The sequence below is a fragment of the Acinetobacter corruptisaponis genome (assembly GCF_030053775.1).
In the GTDB taxonomy this organism is placed as follows: domain Bacteria; phylum Pseudomonadota; class Gammaproteobacteria; order Pseudomonadales; family Moraxellaceae; genus Acinetobacter; species Acinetobacter corruptisaponis.
This window is the reverse complement of record NZ_CP125669.1, coordinates 2,348,775-2,365,364: the sequence shown is the minus strand read 5'-3', so window position 1 is coordinate 2,365,364 and position 16,590 is coordinate 2,348,775. Positions and strand designations below refer to the sequence as shown.

Annotated in this window: 19 protein-coding genes; 10 read left to right on the top strand and 9 right to left on the bottom strand. The window is 46.6% G+C overall.

What is annotated here, in order from left to right; genetic code table 11:
* Nucleotides 1-24: 24 nt before the first annotated feature.
* The 3 genes from ampC to QLH32_RS11230 form a co-directional block, all read right to left on the bottom strand.
* A complete protein-coding gene (gene ampC / locus QLH32_RS11240) occupies nucleotides 25-1,212 on the bottom strand; it encodes a class C beta-lactamase (protein ID WP_283266289.1) in 1,188 nt (395 codons plus the stop codon).
* Nucleotides 1,213-1,237: 25 nt separating this feature from the next.
* Nucleotides 1,238-2,401 carry a PQQ-dependent sugar dehydrogenase gene (locus tag QLH32_RS11235; RefSeq protein ID WP_283266288.1) on the bottom strand — a complete coding sequence of 388 codons (1,164 nt, stop codon included), beginning with the start codon at nucleotides 2,399-2,401 and terminating at the stop codon, nucleotides 1,238-1,240.
* Nucleotides 2,402-2,500: 99 nt separating this feature from the next.
* A complete protein-coding gene (locus QLH32_RS11230; protein WP_283266287.1) occupies nucleotides 2,501-2,953 on the bottom strand; it encodes a YcgN family cysteine cluster protein in 453 nt (150 codons plus the stop codon).
* A 184-nt stretch (nucleotides 2,954-3,137) separates the two neighbouring features.
* Between QLH32_RS11230 and QLH32_RS11225 the strand changes: the two genes are divergently transcribed.
* The 7 genes from QLH32_RS11225 (at nucleotide 3,138) to ahr (ending at nucleotide 8,330) form a co-directional block, all read left to right on the top strand.
* Entirely contained in the window at nucleotides 3,138-3,296 is a 159-nt protein-coding gene (locus tag QLH32_RS11225; RefSeq protein ID WP_004656956.1) for a DUF1328 domain-containing protein, read from the top strand.
* A gap of 152 nt (nucleotides 3,297-3,448) precedes the next feature.
* Nucleotides 3,449-4,186: a dienelactone hydrolase family protein gene (locus QLH32_RS11220; RefSeq protein ID WP_283266286.1), complete on the top strand. Its 738-nt coding sequence runs from the start codon at nucleotides 3,449-3,451 to the stop codon at nucleotides 4,184-4,186.
* Between the two features lie 633 nt (nucleotides 4,187-4,819).
* On the top strand, nucleotides 4,820-5,857 hold the full coding sequence (mutY, locus tag QLH32_RS11215) for an A/G-specific adenine glycosylase (RefSeq protein WP_283266285.1): 1,038 nt from the start codon (nucleotides 4,820-4,822) through the stop codon (nucleotides 5,855-5,857).
* Nucleotides 5,858-5,933: 76 nt separating this feature from the next.
* On the top strand, nucleotides 5,934-6,431 hold the full coding sequence (locus tag QLH32_RS11210) for a M23 family metallopeptidase (RefSeq protein WP_432442315.1): 498 nt from the start codon (nucleotides 5,934-5,936) through the stop codon (nucleotides 6,429-6,431).
* 9 nt (nucleotides 6,432-6,440) lie between these two features.
* Nucleotides 6,441-6,686 carry a hypothetical protein gene (locus QLH32_RS11205; protein ID WP_283266283.1) on the top strand — a complete coding sequence of 82 codons (246 nt, stop codon included), beginning with the start codon at nucleotides 6,441-6,443 and terminating at the stop codon, nucleotides 6,684-6,686.
* A 36-nt stretch (nucleotides 6,687-6,722) separates the two neighbouring features.
* Nucleotides 6,723-7,277, top strand: coding sequence for a DNA-3-methyladenine glycosylase I (locus QLH32_RS11200; protein ID WP_283266282.1), 555 nt, complete (start codon nucleotides 6,723-6,725; stop codon nucleotides 7,275-7,277).
* Between the two features lie 27 nt (nucleotides 7,278-7,304).
* A complete protein-coding gene (gene ahr / locus QLH32_RS11195; protein ID WP_283266281.1) occupies nucleotides 7,305-8,330 on the top strand; it encodes an NADPH-dependent aldehyde reductase Ahr in 1,026 nt (341 codons plus the stop codon).
* Here the strand turns inward: ahr and QLH32_RS11190 are convergent.
* On the bottom strand, nucleotides 8,327-9,742 hold the full coding sequence (locus QLH32_RS11190; RefSeq protein ID WP_279961070.1) for an aminotransferase-like domain-containing protein: 1,416 nt from the start codon (nucleotides 9,740-9,742) through the stop codon (nucleotides 8,327-8,329). The genes ahr and QLH32_RS11190 overlap by 4 nt on opposite strands.
* A 90-nt stretch (nucleotides 9,743-9,832) precedes the next feature.
* Between QLH32_RS11190 and QLH32_RS11185 the strand changes: the two genes are divergently transcribed.
* Entirely contained in the window at nucleotides 9,833-10,243 is a 411-nt protein-coding gene (locus tag QLH32_RS11185) for a hypothetical protein (protein ID WP_279961071.1), read from the top strand.
* Here the strand turns inward: QLH32_RS11185 and QLH32_RS11180 are convergent.
* Nucleotides 10,191-11,093 carry a LysR family transcriptional regulator gene (locus QLH32_RS11180; RefSeq protein ID WP_283266280.1) on the bottom strand — a complete coding sequence of 301 codons (903 nt, stop codon included), beginning with the start codon at nucleotides 11,091-11,093 and terminating at the stop codon, nucleotides 10,191-10,193. The two genes, QLH32_RS11185 and QLH32_RS11180, sit on opposite strands and share 53 nt — an antisense overlap.
* Before the next feature lie 136 nt (nucleotides 11,094-11,229).
* Here QLH32_RS11180 and dkgB point away from each other — a divergent pair, with 136 nt between their 5' ends.
* Together dkgB and QLH32_RS11170 are read left to right on the top strand one after the other, a co-directional pair.
* A complete protein-coding gene (dkgB, locus tag QLH32_RS11175; RefSeq protein ID WP_283266279.1) occupies nucleotides 11,230-12,036 on the top strand; it encodes a 2,5-didehydrogluconate reductase DkgB in 807 nt (268 codons plus the stop codon).
* A 1-nt stretch (nucleotide 12,037) separates the two neighbouring features.
* A complete protein-coding gene (locus QLH32_RS11170) occupies nucleotides 12,038-13,225 on the top strand; it encodes an MFS transporter (RefSeq protein WP_283266278.1) in 1,188 nt (395 codons plus the stop codon).
* A 39-nt stretch (nucleotides 13,226-13,264) separates the two neighbouring features.
* On the opposite strand, the gene QLH32_RS11165 is transcribed toward QLH32_RS11170, so the two are convergent.
* From QLH32_RS11165 to QLH32_RS11150, 4 genes are all read right to left on the bottom strand, one after another.
* On the bottom strand, nucleotides 13,265-13,912 hold the full coding sequence (locus tag QLH32_RS11165) for an START domain-containing protein (protein ID WP_279961076.1): 648 nt from the start codon (nucleotides 13,910-13,912) through the stop codon (nucleotides 13,265-13,267).
* 93 nt (nucleotides 13,913-14,005) lie between these two features.
* Entirely contained in the window at nucleotides 14,006-14,827 is an 822-nt protein-coding gene (gene dapB / locus QLH32_RS11160; RefSeq protein ID WP_267981404.1) for a 4-hydroxy-tetrahydrodipicolinate reductase, read from the bottom strand.
* Between the two features lie 115 nt (nucleotides 14,828-14,942).
* Entirely contained in the window at nucleotides 14,943-16,058 is a 1,116-nt protein-coding gene (gene dnaJ / locus QLH32_RS11155; protein ID WP_267981406.1) for a molecular chaperone DnaJ, read from the bottom strand.
* Between the two features lie 143 nt (nucleotides 16,059-16,201).
* Nucleotides 16,202-16,579 (bottom strand): hypothetical protein, encoded by a 378-nt coding sequence (locus QLH32_RS11150; protein WP_279961077.1) that lies wholly within the window; start codon nucleotides 16,577-16,579, stop codon nucleotides 16,202-16,204.
* Nucleotides 16,580-16,590 lie beyond the last annotated feature (11 nt).

Sequence of the window (16,590 nt, the reverse complement as noted above, 5' to 3'; positions counted from 1 at the left end):
TGAATCTGCATGCACTGCGTCATTCTATTGCGCACTGCTTGCTTCAATGAGCTGCTGTACCACTTCATAGCTGGCTTTGATCCGAGCTTCATTGGGGAAATTGGTATTGGCGAGCATCACAATGCCAATTTTTTGCTGGGGAATAAAGGCCGCATAGGCAGCAAAACCATTGGTGGCACCTGTTTTATTGAACCAAGTTGCAGTTGGGGCAATCTTTGGCTGTTTGATAGGTGTAACTGCATGACTTTGCAGCGCCATTTTGCTGGAATTACCCTGTAATAGCGTTTCAAGTTTTACAGGATAATGATATTGCTCCCAACCCAACCCTTGGGTCATGGCCCCAACCTTAAAATAACCAACATGGGTATTTTCAATGGCTTTGCGTATCGGCGGTTTTAACTGCTGAACATTGATCTGGGCATCCAGAAATTTCAGCATATCGGCAGTGTTGCTTTTTATGCCATAGGCTTCGGCATCAAACATGCCTGCTGATACACGGATCGGCTGGTCATTTTTATAGCCCCATGCATAGTGTGACATTTGCTGTTCAGGTACATCAATAAAGCTTTGGTTCATGCCCAATTGCGGCAAAAGTGTTTTCTCAATCAGCTCGGTATAGGGCTTTTTCATTGCCAAAGCCGTGACATAGCCCATTAAGCCAATACTTGGATTGGAATATTGCCGTGCTGCACCAATTTTAGTTTTGGCTTGCCAAGTCTGGAAATACTTGAGCATATCCTGCTGTTGCACAACCTCATCAGGAAATTGCAGGGGAAATCCACCTGCCGTATACGTCCCAAGATTGACTAAAGTCGCCCGATTGACAGCCGTATTTTTCAGTTCAGGAAAGTATGTGGCAGGATGATCTGAAAGGGAAAACTTTGCTGTGGCCTGTGCATAGCTTGCCAAGGTAGCATTAAATAACTTACTGACCGAACCCAGTTCAAACAGGGTACTGTTACTGACAGGCTGCTGGTTTTTTTTAGATGCCACACCGTAATTGACAAAATAATGTTGCCCATTCAGGGTCACGCCAACAGCCAAACCTGGAATCTTGTATTGTGCCAACAAAGGTTTAAATTGCTGATCCACAATGTCCTGAACCTGCTGCTCATTTAACGGCTGCGCCCAGATAGAGGTACTGCAACACAGCATGGCGATACATAGGAACAGTTTTTTTTGATTGATCAGGTGATTGTTTAATTTATTCATTCATCATTTCACTTTAAGTTCAGGTTTATTTGGCACTCAGTTTCAGTAGTTTCGCTTTCGGTCCATCTTCAATCACCCAGATTGAACCATCCTGTGCCTGATGCAGGCCACGAATACGCTGTTTCATGTCCAGTCGCTGTATTTCCCTGACAGGCTTAGCGTTTAGGTCAACCACAATAATCGCCTCGGATGACAAGCCACTAATCAGGGCTTTCTGTTGCCACAAGGGAAATTGATTGCCTGTATAAATCATCAGACTGGATGGTGAGATGACGGGTGTCCAGTCAATCTCAGGCGCCTTGAACTCTGGTCGGGTATGATGGTCAGGAATCGGCAAGCCTGAATAATGATCGCCATTGGAGACAATCGGATAGCCATAGTTTTCCCCTTTGACAATACGGTTTAGCTCATCGCCACCTTTTGGCCCCATCTCCACCACCCAAAACTGCCCCTGCGCATCAAAGGCCATGCCCAGTGGATTACGATGACCCAGTGACCAGATCTCGGCAATGACGCCACCTTGCTGGATAAATGGATTATCCTGTGCTGGTGTACCATCCTCATTCAGACGCAGAATCTTGCCTAAATTACTACTCATATCCTGTGCAGGATCAAACTTTTGCCGCTCGCCTGAACTGACCCACAATTTTCCATCAGGCCCAAACAGCATCCGATGTCCATAATGCCCTTGTCCTGAGACTTTCGGCACCTGTTGCCAGATGGTTTTCAAGTCCGTCAGTTTTGGCTGTGCAGGATTGGATAAATCCAGCTTTGCCTCTGAAATTTCAGCTCCGTAACCACCCTGTCCTTTCGTGGCATAACTGAGATAAATCCAGTGATTATTTTGAAAATCGGGATGTAAAATGACATCACCCAGGCCGCCCTGTCCGCCATAACTCACCGCAGGAACACCACTGACATTGACACTACTTTTGGTTTTTGGATTAAATAATTTTAATTGTCCCTTGCATTCTGTAATCAGTAAACGCTGGTCAGGCAAGCTGGTGATGGCCCACGGTTCATTGAACTGGGCAACCGTTTCAACACGATAGCTTTGTGCAATACTATTTTGGGCACTTGTTTGCGCCACCCCCTGTTCAGGGGTTTTGGAATTGGTTTCATTGGAACCACAGGCCAGCAAAAATAAAAAACTGCTACACAGCAAAGGCGTCATGATCAATTTATTCATTTTCTATCTCCCTGTTTATACGATTTATTTTACGGAGATCAGCCAATAACAATGCTGTAGAAATGTTGCTTTATCAAATACCAACCGTTAAATTTGTGCTTAACGCACCCAGCGTACAATATAGTCCTCAATCTGTTCCTGATCGACTTCATCTTCTGAAATACAACGTCCAGCAGCCGATTTCTTCGCCTTGATCACACTCTGGCGTGAGCCTGTGTTCAGGTAATGCCAAGAGGGCAGGTTTTTTCCATCCTTTAAGCGACGGTAAGCACAGCTTGGGGGCAGCCATGAAATGGTCTGCAAGCGTTCTGGTGTGAGCTGGATACAGTCAGGCACCTGTTGCTGGCGGTTTGGATAATCTGAACAGCGTGCCGTTTTACAGTCCAGTAATTTACATGCCACCTTGGTATAGGCCACCTCGGCTGTGTCCTCATCCTCAAGCTTGACCAGACAGCACAAACCACAACCATCACACAGGGCTTCCCATTCAGACAGGTTAAGCTGGTCAAGCGGATAGTGTTTCCAGAAGTTTGGACGGAGCTCAGACGACATAGGCAATTTTTCAGTTGCATTTTGGCCTGATTATAACATTGCCCAAGGCCTTGATAAGCTAGCGCAGTGATCTATTCATTAACAATTCTTTATCTATTAAACATTCAGACCACAGAAACACCACATTTCCAGCAAAAAACACACGCTATAGTGGAAAAATAATGAAAAATTAGGAGGACACAATATGTTCCGTTGGGCCATTATTTTTGCTGTGATTGCATTGATCGCCAGTCTGTTAGGTTTCGGTGGCGTTGCAGGCTTATCCAAAGATTTTGCTGTAATTTTATTGGTGGTTGCCGTTATTTTGGCAATCGTTGGTTTCTTGTCCAGAGGCAAAGTCTAGCAAATACATAATCAAATAATAAAAAAAGAAGAATCCCCGTATTCTTCTTTTTTTATTGATAAAAATCATGTTTCTATTTATTTCCCTCCAAGCAAACTGCTATTTTTATGTTTTAATCAATGCATTCTAAAAATATAGATCAGGATTACAGAATGAGCTTTGCAGTCAATACCCGTGAAATTGAATATACCGCTCCAGATGGCCAACGCCTTATTGGATATTTTGCTGCACCTGTTACAGATCAACCTGTTGCGGGTGTAATTGTCGCACCTGAATGGTGGGGCCGTAATGCCTATACGGAACAGCGCGCCCGTGAGTTGGCGGAGCATGGCTTTGCTGCGCTGGCAATTGATATGTATGGTGACAAAAAAGTCACCACGGCTGTACCCCAGGCCTCAGAATGGATGAATCAGACCTTTGAGCAGCCAGACACCATTGTCAACCGTGCACAAGCAGGCTTGGATATTTTAGCAGCTCAACCAGAAGTCAATACTGAAAAGCTGGCTGCAATCGGTTTCTGTTATGGGGGCAAGGTGGTGCTTGATCTGGCACGCTCTGGCGCAGATCTAAAGGCGGTAACCACCTTTCATGCGACCCTGACGCCTAAAGCACCAGCAGAGAAAGGTAAAGTGAAAGCTGAGATTCTGGTACTGCATGGTGAACTGGACAGCATGGTAACACTGGATGACGTGGCAAGTTTCCGTCAGGAAATGCATGATGCCGATGTGGATCATGAAGTGATTATTTTTGAGGATGCCAAACACGGTTTTAGTAACCCATTGGCGGATGAACGTGCCAAAGCCAATAATGTTGACTTAGGCTATAATGCTGAGGCTGAACATCAAGGTCTTGAAGCCATGTATGAGTTGTTAGATAAGCATTTAAAATAATCGGTAATTCATGGATTAGATGATTTATCTCAGATTGTTTTTTTAAACTTAAATTATCATCAACATCATCTTGATATTTAAAATTTCGAAAACATTTGCTTGTGCAAATCCGAAATCTAAACTCTTGAAAACATTTGCTCGTGCAAATACGAAATCTAAACTCTCGAAAACATTGCTCGTGCAAAGGCGACATGGATGTCGCCTGTTGGACTGCATTACATGGATGTAATGTCAGTCCAACAAAGGGTTTTTGTTACTTTTGACCCGTCAAAAGTAAGGTATCGCCTACACGTAAACATCTAAACTTTGAAAGACAAATGAGGCAGTGCAAACATAATAGAGTTGTGCCGAGTTCTCATCGAATTTCAGGGTATGTCTTCGACGACCTACTTTTCAGGGATGAAAAGTAGGCAAAACTCCTCTATTGAGCTGATGGTACATCCCTGATACCACAGCTCAATGGGCGGCATCCATGCCGCCTTTGCACCAGCGACTCTTATCGAGAGTTTAAGTTTTTAACTCATATCAGCAAATATTTACGAGAGTTTAAGTTAGAGCCTTAACCTTATTTCCGCTATAATCATTGCTCTCATTTATTGATTGGGCGAATGCAATTCACCCCTACGCTGATTCATGCCTGATTTTTCATTTTCTGATGCGTTACTGACATGGTTCGACCAACATGGTCGCCATGACCTCCCTTGGCAAATTGCCGATGATCCCTACAAGGTCTGGGTCTCAGAAATCATGCTGCAACAGACACAGGTCAAAACCGTACTGCAATATTTTGACAGGTTTATTGAACGCTTTCCAACAGTACAGGATTTAGGCCAGGCCAGTTGGGAGGATGTTGCGCCTTATTGGGCAGGTCTAGGCTACTATGCCCGCGCACGCAACCTGCATAAAGCCGCAGCCATCGTCAGCCAGCAAGGCAAATTTCCAGAAACGCTGGAACAATGGATCGAACTTCCAGGCATTGGTCGCTCAACTGCGGGCGCACTGATGTCGCTGGGTTTAAGACAATATGGCGTGATTATGGATGGCAACGTGAAACGGGTATTGGCCCGTTTCCTTGCCATCGAAGATGACCTGTCCAAACCGCAAAATGAACGCAAGCTCTGGGAAATTGCCGAGCAGCTATGTCCTGAACAGCGCAACCATGACTATACCCAGGCAATCATGGATTTGGGTGCAACCATCTGCACCCCGAAAAAACCCTTATGCCTGTACTGCCCGATGCAGCAATATTGTCAGGCCTATCAACAAGGGCTTGAACAGGAACTGCCCTTTAAAAAAGCAAAGAAACCCGTTCCTGTCAGAACGGCTGATGTGGTTGTAATCCAGTCAGGTGATGAATGGTTTTGGCAGCAGCGTGCGGCGCATGGGTTATGGGGCGGGTTGTATTGTCTGCCGATCATTGAAGAGACAACCGAATTACAACAGATTGAGCAGCACTTTAAGCTGCAAGCTCAAGTATCATCGTTGCAGATTACTCATAGTTTCACTCATTTCACATGGTTGCTCAATGAAAAACTGTTCCACGTGGAACATGACCAAAAAGAACAGCTCAGCATTGAACTGAATGGAATATGGCTCAGTCCAGAAGCCGCGCTTGCCAAAGGCATTCCAACGGCCATGAAAAAATTGATTACAGCAAAACAAAAGGCTTAAAACCTGCATGCTGTAAATTCGAACGCAAGGAGTTTGTGTGCGTTACCCGATTTCCTATACGGTTCTTGCCCTATTGATGCTGGTCCTTTCAGCATGTACCACTGCGCCGAAAAAACCAGCACCCTTGCCAAATGCACAGGTGAACAAGCTCAAAATGATGCGTCTGGACAGCCGCCTGCCTGTTCCTGTCAAGGGCGTGAGTCGCAATGAATTACGTGATACTTGGGGTTCGGCAAGAAGTCAGGGTCGCAGCCATGAAGGCATTGACATCATGGCGGAGCGTGGCACCAAAGTGTATAGTGCCACTGAGGGCTTAGTTGCTGATTTACGTAATAATAATTTAGGCGGTAAGGTGATCTGGATTCTTGGCCCTTCTGGTTCATGGCATTATTATGCACATCTGGACGGTCACAAACGTGGTCTCAGTGTCGGGGATTATGTGCGCAAAGGTGACCTGATTGGCTATGTAGGCAATACAGGCAACGCCCGCCATACTGCCCCACATTTACACTATGGCATTTATCTCAATGGCAAAGGGCATGGCGCAGTCAATCCATACCCATATTTACGTTAGGAACACAGCATGTCAGAAGCATTGATTGAACGTCTGGTTGAATTTGCAGAATCGGGTAATCAGCAGAAAATCATCATCAATGGCACCAGCTATCAGGGCTGGATCATGGAAATTACCGAAGATGCCCTACTGATCAGCACAGGTTTTGCAGATAAATCAGGCAAGGACTTTTGGCTGAAATTTACTGATTTAAACACGGCGGAATTGTATTATTGGGATACCCGTCAAGATGACTGGGTCACATTCAAACTCTAAATTTTTCCCTGATAATAACAATAGGAAGCATTCAATATGACAATCCAACGCTGTGGCTGGTGTTCCTCCGATCCGCTCTATATCGCCTACCACGATGAAGAATGGGGCAAGCCCGAGCATGATGAAGCACGGCTGTTTGAGATGCTGTGCCTTGAGGGGCAGCAGGCGGGATTGTCATGGATTACCGTGTTGAAAAAACGTGAAAGCTACCGCGCACATTTCTTTCAGTATTCCATTACAGAAGTAGCTGCACTAACCGATGAGCAACTGGAAAATAAGCTCAGCGATACAGGCCTCATCCGTCATTTAGGCAAATTAAAAGCCATTCGGGATAATGCGATTGCATGGCTCAAGCTTAAGGATGAGGTGGATGATGTCTCCACTTGGCTTTGGAGTTTTGTGGATCATCAAACACCGAATAATGATGTACTGAATTACCGCGAGGCGCCTGCCCAAACGGAAATCAGCCAGAAGTTGTCCAAAACCTTAAAAAAACGTGGTTTTAAGTTTGTTGGGCCAACCACCTGCTATGCCTTTATGCAGGCCATCGGGATGGTCAATGACCACGAAAATCACTGTCAGTTTAAATAATCCATTCTTTATAAAAGGAAAATAATAATGAGTAATAACCAGATTCGTGCCTATGCCGCCATGCAGGCAGGCGGCAAACTCACACTTTGTCAATTTGATGCAGGCGACTTACAGGCGCATCAGGTTGAAGTCAAGGTCGAATACTGTGGCTTATGCCATTCTGATGTCTCCGTGATTAATAATGAATGGCGTTCAACCCAATATCCTATCGTTGCAGGACACGAAATTATTGGAACGGTGGTTGCCCTGGGATCAGAAGCCAAAGGATTACAAATTGGTCAACGTGTTGGGATTGGCTGGACAGCCGAAAGCTGCCAGACCTGTGACCCCTGCATGGGAGGCAATCAGGTACTCTGTACAGGGAATAGTATTGCCACCATTATTGGGCATGCAGGTGGTTTTGCCGAGAAAGTCCGAGCAGGCTGGCAATGGGTCATTCCCCTACCAGAGGATTTAGCCCCTGAAAGTGCTGGCCCGTTACTCTGTGGCGGCATTACCGTATTTGATCCCTTGCTCAAACATCACATTCAGGCCACCCATCATGTCGGTGTAATCGGCATTGGCGGACTGGGACATATCGCGATCAAGCTGCTCAAGGGATGGGGCTGTGAAATCACCGCATTCAGTTCCAACCCCGACAAAACTGAAGAACTCAAGGCCATGGGCGCTGATCATGTGGTGAATAGCCGTGATGCACAGCAAATCAAGGCGCAACGTGGCAAGTTTGATTTATTGCTGAGCACCGTCAATGTAACGCTAAATTGGCAGGCCTACTTAAGCACCCTTGCTCCGAATGGCACCCTGCATTTTTTAGGACTCACGCTTGAGCCTGTACTTGTTGCAGTCGGTTCACTGATTGATGGTTCAAAATCGATTACAGGTTCACCGACAGGCTCACCTTTGGCCCTGCGCCAACTGTTAAAATTTGCGGCCCGTAAAAACATTGCTCCACAGATTGAACTCTATCCGATGTCGCAACTGAACGAAGCGATTGAACGACTTCATTCAGGGCAGGCGCGTTATCGTATCGTGCTCAAGGCCGATTTCGATTAATTCAAACTGTTTCTGACCCAATCCGCCAATTGCTGAATGGCCTGGCGGATTTCATCGGTCAGGGCATGTCCTGCATTTAAACGCAGAAAATGCTGATAACGCTGATCCTCACCAAACACTTCACCTGGCACGATATTAATGCCCTGTTCCTGCGCCAGATAATACAACTCTAGCCCTGTAATCGTGTCTGGAAGCTGTATCCATAAGGCATAACCGCCCTGTGACTGACTCAGGGCAATTGGAATTCCTTTAAAGGTTTCCAAAATACAGGCCCGATATTGTTCAACCTGCTGCATCAGTTGTGGTCTTAAACGATCCAGATGTTCCCGATAACCCCGACTATAAATAAAATCAGCCAAGCCCAACTGTAGCGGTGTATTGACTCCCACATTATTTGCCAGTAATTGTGGCCTTAAATCGTCTAATTGCGGCCCCAGACAGAACCAGCCCACACGGTAAGCCGTGGATAATGACTTCGATACCGATCCGCACCAGATCACATAGCCCTGCTGATCCCAATAACGAATCGGCAAAGGCCGTTCATTCTGAAAGCTACATTCACCATAAATATCATCTTCCAGAATAAAGCACTGATATTGCTGTGCCAGTTTGGCGATCTGCTGTTTTTGCGTATTGCTCAGGCAATAGCCCAAGGGATTTTGAAAGTTGGCGGTCAATAAACACAGTTTGGCACTGCCCTGCTGCATAAAAAATTCCAGACGTTCAAGATCGATGCCACGATGATCGGCTGGAATCTCGATAATTTTACGTTTCATGCTTGCCAGCATTTGCAACTGACCATTAAAGGTCGGAGTCGGAATCAGGATGCTGTCGCCCTCTTTGCTGAGCTGCTGAATCAACAACGATAAGGCGGGCATACAGCCATTGCTAATAAAAATATCCTCACTTGCCACATAAATCCCATCTTCCCGCCAATGGTCGGACAAAGCCTGTCGAAGCTGCTGATGGCCCTGTTTATTGCAATACAAAAAATCTTCAGGCTGACAATGTTTCAATGCTCGCTGCAAGGAGCGACGCAAGCCATCCACGGGGATTAAATGTGGAGAAAGCTGAATTGCACCCAGTGGTGTGAGGTGGCTCTGGATGGAGGCAGTTTGAATCTGGTTCTGCAAGTCCAGATTGGAGACCTGTCTAGGCATCGACTCAAAAGATGGACTCTCTGGCATTGGACTTTGATATTGCCGTGAACTGACAAAATAACCTGATTTTGCCTTGGCATAGATCAGCCCCTTGGCTTCCAGCAATTCATAACATTGCTGGGCGGTACTCAGGCTGACCTTGTGCTGACGGGCAAACTCCCTCAGCGAACTTAACTTTTGCTGGGGTTGCAGTTCATGCTGATAAATCTTTTGTGCCAGTTGATCGGCCAGACGCTGATATTGAAATGTCATCTCTGTACTGCTTTTTTATAAATTCCTGTATCTGTATTGGTTTATACAACACGGTTAAGCTGTAAAAATCAACATTCAAAGGATAAAATCATGAAAAATAATAGCTTATTTATATTCAGTATGGTTTTACTAATGGGTTGTCATGCGCCAGATCAAGGCGCTGAACAACAGCAAAATATCTGTAAGACTTTGGCGCAAGGTTACTTAAAAATCCAGAATCAACAGACTTATGAGTTTTGGCGGCTGGAAAAGGTGCAGACTCAGGCACAGCAAAGCACACTCAGGCTGACCTATAAACAACCAACTGAAAATGGCGTGATCATGTCGAATTTGCTGCTACCGACAGTAGAGTTTGTATGTCGCCAGCAACAGCAACGTATCACGCTGGCAATCAAGCAGCCTACAGGATCAAATGTTCAGGTACTGGAGCTACAACTGCCTCAGCAAACTATTGGCACACCGAAAAGCCGTGACTTAATTGCTCAGACAAGAACTCAATAAATAAACGGACTCGTTTCGGCAAGTGTTCCTGCTGATAATATACTGCATGGATGCTTTGATAAGAATGTTCAATCTGGTCTTCAAATAATGCCAGCAAATGTCCCTCATTCAGGTCTTTCCAGATTTCAAACTCTGACAGTCGTGCAATCCCCTGTCCACGCAAGCACAGTTGCCGTACCGTTTCGCCACTGGATGCCTTAATTTTGGGTTGAGCCAGAAAATATTCCCCGTTCACCTTAATCGGCCATTTATTAATATAGCTGGGACGGGTAAAACCAATCACCTCATGTTCAAGAAGCTCTGATGGCTGCTGTGGAGTACCGTTACGCCTGAGATAGTCTGGACTGGCCACGATATAAATTCGGCTTTTACATACCAGCTTGGCATGCAGGCTGGAATCATGCAGCTCCCCAAAACGAAACGCCACATCGGTCTTATGTTCCAGTAGGTCAATCACCAGATCATTGCTATTTAGCTGGATTTCAATATTCGGGTAACAGCGTTGAAACTTCTGTACCAGTGGTGTGATCACATGCAATATAAAAGGCGTGGCTGAGTCAATCCGAATAATGCCCGAGGTGTCCTGATCGGATTTTTGCAGCGCCTCCTCAGCCGCACTCAGGTCACTTAGAATTTTACGGGCCTGCTGTAGAAACTGCTGTCCCTCCTGTGTCAATTTTAATTTTCGGGTGGTGCGTTCCAGCAAGGTGACTTCAAGTTTTGATTCCAGACGGCTGAGTGAACGGCTCATGCCTGATGCGGTCTGCCCTATCCGTTCCGCGGCGGCAATAAAGGAACCTGTATCGACAATCGTCATAAAGGCAATAAGTTCCTCCACAGTTGATTTCATTGCCACACCTCAATTGTTGATATTTAGTCAACTGTATTTTGCAAATTCATCTATTTTTTAGCAACAATAATCATCGCAAAATTGCACCCATCAACAGAATAGCTCCTCGGAGCATGAAAAAGATTAGGTGAACAGTATGCGTATTCCTCAATTTGGTTTAGGGACTTTCCGTCTTAAAGATCAGGCCGTGATTGATTCGGTTAAAACTGCGCTGGACGTGGGTTATCGGGCCATCGATACCGCCCAGATTTATGGCAATGAAGCGGCGATTGGACAGGCAATTGCGGAAAGTGGTGTGCCACGTCAGGACATCTTCCTCACCACTAAAATCTGGGTTGACAATTTTGCCCCAGATAAATTTATCCCAAGTTTAAAAAACAGCCTGCAAAACCTACATACCGATGCAGTTGACCTGACATTAATTCACTGGCCTGCTCCACAACTCGGTGTGTCAATTCCAGAGGTGATGCAGCTGCTGCTGGAAGCAAAACAACAGGGCTTAACCCAGCACATCGGCATTTCAAATTTTAATATTGCCTTGACGCAGCAAGCGATTGACAGCATTGGCGTGGAGCACATCACCACCAATCAGATCGAGTTGAGTCCGTATTTACAGAACCGCACTTTGGTCAACTTTCTACGTGAACAAAATATTGATGTGACTTCATACATGACGCTGGCCTACGGCAAGGTGCTGAATGACCCGATCCTGATTGAAATTGCAGCACAACATCAGGCCACCAGCGCACAAGTGGCACTGGCCTGGGCACTACAAAATGGCTATGCCGTGATTCCATCTTCCACTAAACGTGAGAACCTGATCAGCAACTTAAAAGCCCAGGACTTAAAACTCAGTGCAGAACAAATACAGATAATCGCTCAACTTGAACGCAATGGCCGTGAAGTGAGTCCTGAACCCTATGCGCCTGAATGGGATCAATAACATGAGCAGTCGCATCAATCTTCCATTGCTGGCTTTGGCGATTGGCGCCTTTGCCATTGGCACCACTGAGTTCTCGCCCATGGGCCTGTTGCCCAATATTGCCCATGATCTTGGGGTCTCCATTCCAAGTGCGGGCATGCTGATCACGGGTTATGCGCTGGGCGTGATGCTCGGTGCACCGATTATGACCTTATGGTTTGGTGGTTTTGCCCATCGTAATGCACTGATTGTACTGATGGCAATTTTTACCATTGGTAACCTGATCGCAGCCTTTGCACCGAACTATATGAGCCTGATGGGTGCCCGCCTGATAACCAGTCTCAATCATGGTGCGTTCTTTGGGATTGGTTCTGTGGTAGCCGCCAGTGTGGTGCCTGTCAATAAACAGGCCAGTGCAGTGGCAACCATGTTTATGGGCCTCACCATTGCCAATATTGGAGGTGTGCCACTCGCCACATGGGTGGGACAGAACATCGGCTGGCGCATGTCGTTCCTTGCCATTTCCGCACTCGGAGTCATCACCATGCTGGCGCTGTGGAAAGCACTGCCTGTAGGTGCTGTGGGTCAAAAACCCAATGTAAAAATGGAGCTTAAAGTCCTGACTCGCCTGCCTGTGGTATTGGCACTGCTTACAACAGTATTTGGCGCATCAGCGATGTTTACCTTATACACTTACATTGCGCCAAGTCTAGTTGAGTTTAGCCATGCCTCACCGACCTTTATCACCCTGATGCTGGTGTTGATCGGGATTGGTTTTTCGATTGGTAACCACTTTGGCGGCAAGTTTGCTGATATATCAGTGAATAAAACCCTGATTGGCTTTTTGGGATTATTGATTGGATTAATGCTGATTTTCCCGATGCTTGCACAAACACAACTCGGTGCGGCAATCGGTTTGGTGATCTGGGGCGCAGCAGCTTTCGCCATCGTTCCACCTTTACAAATGCGGGTGATGTCGGTTGCCCATGAGGCTTCGGGTCTGGCCTCTTCCGTCAATATCGGGGCGTTTAATCTGGGCAATGCCATTGGCGCAGCGGCAGGCGGTGCCGTACTTAGCCTTGGCCTCAACTACGCTGCGGTTTCCATGATTGGGGCGGTGTTGGCAGCGCTTGGTTTAATCTTGGTATTTATCCAGATCAAATTATCTGCCAAGGCAAATTCAGCATTACAGCAATGTCCTCAGAGTTAAATGCCAATAAAAAAGCCTGATTGAATCAGGCTTTTTTATTTATTTCAGTAAGTCAGGCAGATGCGGTTGTGCATACAATGGATTATTCACTTCCTTTTTCATTTTCATCAACATTTGATAAGGCTGCTGCTGCACAAACATATTCACGAAGCTCAATGGAATCGAACCTGCTGGATCGGCATAGCCCGTGGTGGTGACCTTGACCTTGTTGTTGCCCACTCGTTGAAAGGTCCAGTCGCCTGTATATTTGGTGAGGCGAACCACATCAGGCTGCTCAGGGTAGTTATTCTGAATAACGTTATTCTTAATACTGATGCTGCCATCCGCATTCTTGCTCATCTTGCCTTTAATGACCAAGTCACGATCTTTTAAAGGGAATGGAAAATCCAGCACCATGTACAGGATAAACTCGCCTTTCTTCTCATCACGCGACAACACCTGCGCCTTACCGACATAAGGCACCCATTGCGGTGTGCGCTCAACATCCAGCACCACCGCAACGGCACGCTCCAATGGCACATCAAAAGTGGTTTCAGCCCGATATTGGATAATTGGGTTGTTCTCTGTCTGATAGGTCCAGACTTTAATGTTATTGCGGTTTAGGCTGAGTTTGGCTGTGTCTGTTGCAGCCGTGGCTGTCAGGCTGGTGATGCTGAGAAGTGCGGCAACAATATGTTTTTTTTTCATGTCATGCTCAATTTATTTTAATGGTCGTGAGCGCCTGTTTCACCCCTACAAATGGGGGCTAATCAGGCGCTGGATAGTGCAAAAATTGATGTGTTATACCTGAATGTCGTTAAAGCCCAAAACATCTTTCATGTCATATTTACGGGCTTCACGACCCACCACCCAGGCGGCTGCACGTACTGCACCTGAAGCAAAGTTCATACGGTTGGTGGCTTTATGGGTGACTTCCACACGCTCCCCCTCACCAATGAACATCACCGTATGCTCACCCACGATATCACCCCCACGAATGGTTTCAAAACCAATGGTCTGACGGTCACGAGGACCTGTGTAGCCTTCACGGCCATACACCGCCACTTCCTTGAGGTTGCGTCCCAGCGTATCCGCAATCGCCTCACCCATCATAAACGCAGTGCCTGATGGCGCGTCCACCTTATGACGGTGATGTGCCTCAATGATTTCAATGTCAACGGTGTCACCAAACACTTTTGCCGCAAGTTCCAGTAATTTAATGGAAACGTTTACACCCACAGAATAGTTCGCGGCATACACGACTGGTGTTTGTGTTGCCGTTTCATCCAGAAATGCTTTCTGTTCATCATTCATGCCTGTGGTGCCAATCACCATGGCCACACCCGCTTCGCGGCACAGCTTCAAGTGCTGTTCGGTGGCGGCTGGTGCAGTAAAGTCAATCACCACATCACAATCCTTGAGCACTTCACTCAAGCTTCCCACCACCTTGATGCCCAAACTTCCCACACCCGCAAGCTCACCTGCATCCGCACCGATCAGGCTGCTTTCAGGACGCTCAACGGCCGCCGCAAGTTGATAGCCTGCCTGTTGTACCGCTTGAATCAGGATTCGCCCCATGCGTCCGCCTGCACCCAAGATTCCAATGCGTGGAGAAGTTGACATAATTTTTTCCCAGTCTTTTATTTAAACAATTCCGCTACTATAGCAAAACTCTGTGCCTACGCTAAAAATTTCCCATAAAAAAACCTGCCAAAGCAGGTTTTTCTATTGCCATCTATTAATCAAATAAACGATCAAAGAATGATTTTTTCTTTGGCGATGAAGCATGACCATCACCATCAAAAGACGCTTGCAGCTCTTTCAACAATTCACGCTGACGACTGTTTAAATTGACAGGGGTTTCCACCACGATACGGCAAAGTAGATCACCCACCATGCTGCTACGTACAGGGCGAACGCCCTTGCCACGTAGGCGGAACAGTTTACCTGTCTGTGTACCTTCTGGAATTTTCAGACTAACACGACCTTCCAGTGTCGGAATTTCAATTTCCTTACCTAAAGCCGCATCAGCAATACTGACAGGCACATCCATATACAGGTCTGCACCGTCGCGCTGGAAGACTTCGTGTTCACGCACCACAACCTCAACGTACAGATCGCCTGCCTGACCATCACGAATCGCCTCGCCCTTACCTGTTAGGCGTACGCGGTCGCCATTGTCCACACCCGCTGGAATGGTGACTTCAAGGGTTTGCTGGCGGTCTGCAACGCCTGAACCATGACAGGTGTTACATGGATTCTTGATGATTTTGCCCTGACCACGACAGGTGCTACAGGTCTGCTGAACCGAGAAGAAACCCTGCTGCATACGCACCTGACCCGCACCATGACAGGTACGGCAGGTTTCCACATCATTTGGATTTTTGGAACCCTTGCCATCACAGCTTTCACACGGCGCTGGCGCAGTAAAGGTGATGGTTTTCTTTACGCCCTTGACCGCTTCCTCAAGGGTCAGCTCCATCACATAACGGAGGTCTGAACCACGGCGCTGACGTTGTTGCTGGCGACCACCGCCACCAAATGCACCACCGAAGATATCACCAAACTGGCTAAAGATGTCTTCTGCGCTAAAACCGCCGAAACCACCCCCAGCCCCACCGAAACCACCCTCAAAGGCACTGTGTCCAGCACGGTCATACATGCTGCGCTTTTCACCGTCAGAAAGCACTTCATAGGCTTCCGAAGCTTCCTTGAATTTCTCTTCCGCCTCAGCGTTGTCTGGGTTACGGTCTGGATGATACTTCATCGCCAACTTACGATAGGCTTTCTTGATCTCATCATCACCTGCGGTTTTCGAAACGCCTAAAACCTCATAATAATCACGTTTAGCCATGGTTGGCGATGCTCCTCACGGAATTTATTCAAACTTAAAAAACAAATAGGCTCTGCTGACATTTTATTTCTAAAGTCAACAGAGCCTTAATAGGGGCTGTACAATACGTTTACAAGGGTGCCTGTGATAAAAAAGCGATAAATTTAAAAAACCGCTTTATTTCTAAAGTACTTGGCAATACCTTTCAGCCATGCATTCAATAAAAACAGCCATGCAATCGAACTAAACACCACACCTGCGACCGTCATGGCGGTCACCCAGAGTGCACTGTTCCAGGCAAAAAAGAACAGCGGAATAAACCATAGGGCAGCAAAGAAAGCCATCAAGATAAACAGCAGCACATTACGCATAATCCAGAGTGCATGCGCATGTATCCATACTTCAGCATTATCCACAATCGCAACTTTTCGTGCCAGCAGGTATGCGAACACTGCAAACACGATTGTAAATAATGCAAGAAACATGAACACGTACGAAATCGCCACATAGCGGCGATGCTGCTCAATATTGTCTTGCCCCATGCTCTATATCA

Coding starts and splice junctions, on each gene's coding strand:
- ampC (WP_283266289.1), bottom strand. CDS start 1,212: ATGAATAAATTAAACAATCACCTGATCAATCAAAAAAAACTGTTCCTA.
- QLH32_RS11235 (WP_283266288.1), bottom strand. CDS start 2,401: ATGAATAAATTGATCATGACGCCTTTGCTGTGTAGCAGTTTTTTATTT.
- QLH32_RS11230 (WP_283266287.1), bottom strand. CDS start 2,953: ATGTCGTCTGAGCTCCGTCCAAACTTCTGGAAACACTATCCGCTTGAC.
- QLH32_RS11225 (WP_004656956.1), top strand. CDS start 3,138: ATGTTCCGTTGGGCCATTATTTTTGCTGTGATTGCATTGATCGCCAGT.
- QLH32_RS11220 (WP_283266286.1), top strand. CDS start 3,449: ATGAGCTTTGCAGTCAATACCCGTGAAATTGAATATACCGCTCCAGAT.
- mutY (WP_283266285.1), top strand. CDS start 4,820: ATGCCTGATTTTTCATTTTCTGATGCGTTACTGACATGGTTCGACCAA.
- QLH32_RS11210 (WP_432442315.1), top strand. CDS start 5,934: ATGCTGGTCCTTTCAGCATGTACCACTGCGCCGAAAAAACCAGCACCC.
- QLH32_RS11205 (WP_283266283.1), top strand. CDS start 6,441: ATGTCAGAAGCATTGATTGAACGTCTGGTTGAATTTGCAGAATCGGGT.
- QLH32_RS11200 (WP_283266282.1), top strand. CDS start 6,723: ATGACAATCCAACGCTGTGGCTGGTGTTCCTCCGATCCGCTCTATATC.
- ahr (WP_283266281.1), top strand. CDS start 7,305: ATGAGTAATAACCAGATTCGTGCCTATGCCGCCATGCAGGCAGGCGGC.
- QLH32_RS11190 (WP_279961070.1), bottom strand. CDS start 9,742: ATGACATTTCAATATCAGCGTCTGGCCGATCAACTGGCACAAAAGATT.
- QLH32_RS11185 (WP_279961071.1), top strand. CDS start 9,833: ATGAAAAATAATAGCTTATTTATATTCAGTATGGTTTTACTAATGGGT.
- QLH32_RS11180 (WP_283266280.1), bottom strand. CDS start 11,093: ATGAAATCAACTGTGGAGGAACTTATTGCCTTTATGACGATTGTCGAT.
- dkgB (WP_283266279.1), top strand. CDS start 11,230: ATGCGTATTCCTCAATTTGGTTTAGGGACTTTCCGTCTTAAAGATCAG.
- QLH32_RS11170 (WP_283266278.1), top strand. CDS start 12,038: ATGAGCAGTCGCATCAATCTTCCATTGCTGGCTTTGGCGATTGGCGCC.
- QLH32_RS11165 (WP_279961076.1), bottom strand. CDS start 13,912: ATGAAAAAAAAACATATTGTTGCCGCACTTCTCAGCATCACCAGCCTG.
- dapB (WP_267981404.1), bottom strand. CDS start 14,827: ATGTCAACTTCTCCACGCATTGGAATCTTGGGTGCAGGCGGACGCATG.
- dnaJ (WP_267981406.1), bottom strand. CDS start 16,058: ATGGCTAAACGTGATTATTATGAGGTTTTAGGCGTTTCGAAAACCGCA.
- QLH32_RS11150 (WP_279961077.1), bottom strand. CDS start 16,579: ATGGGGCAAGACAATATTGAGCAGCATCGCCGCTATGTGGCGATTTCG.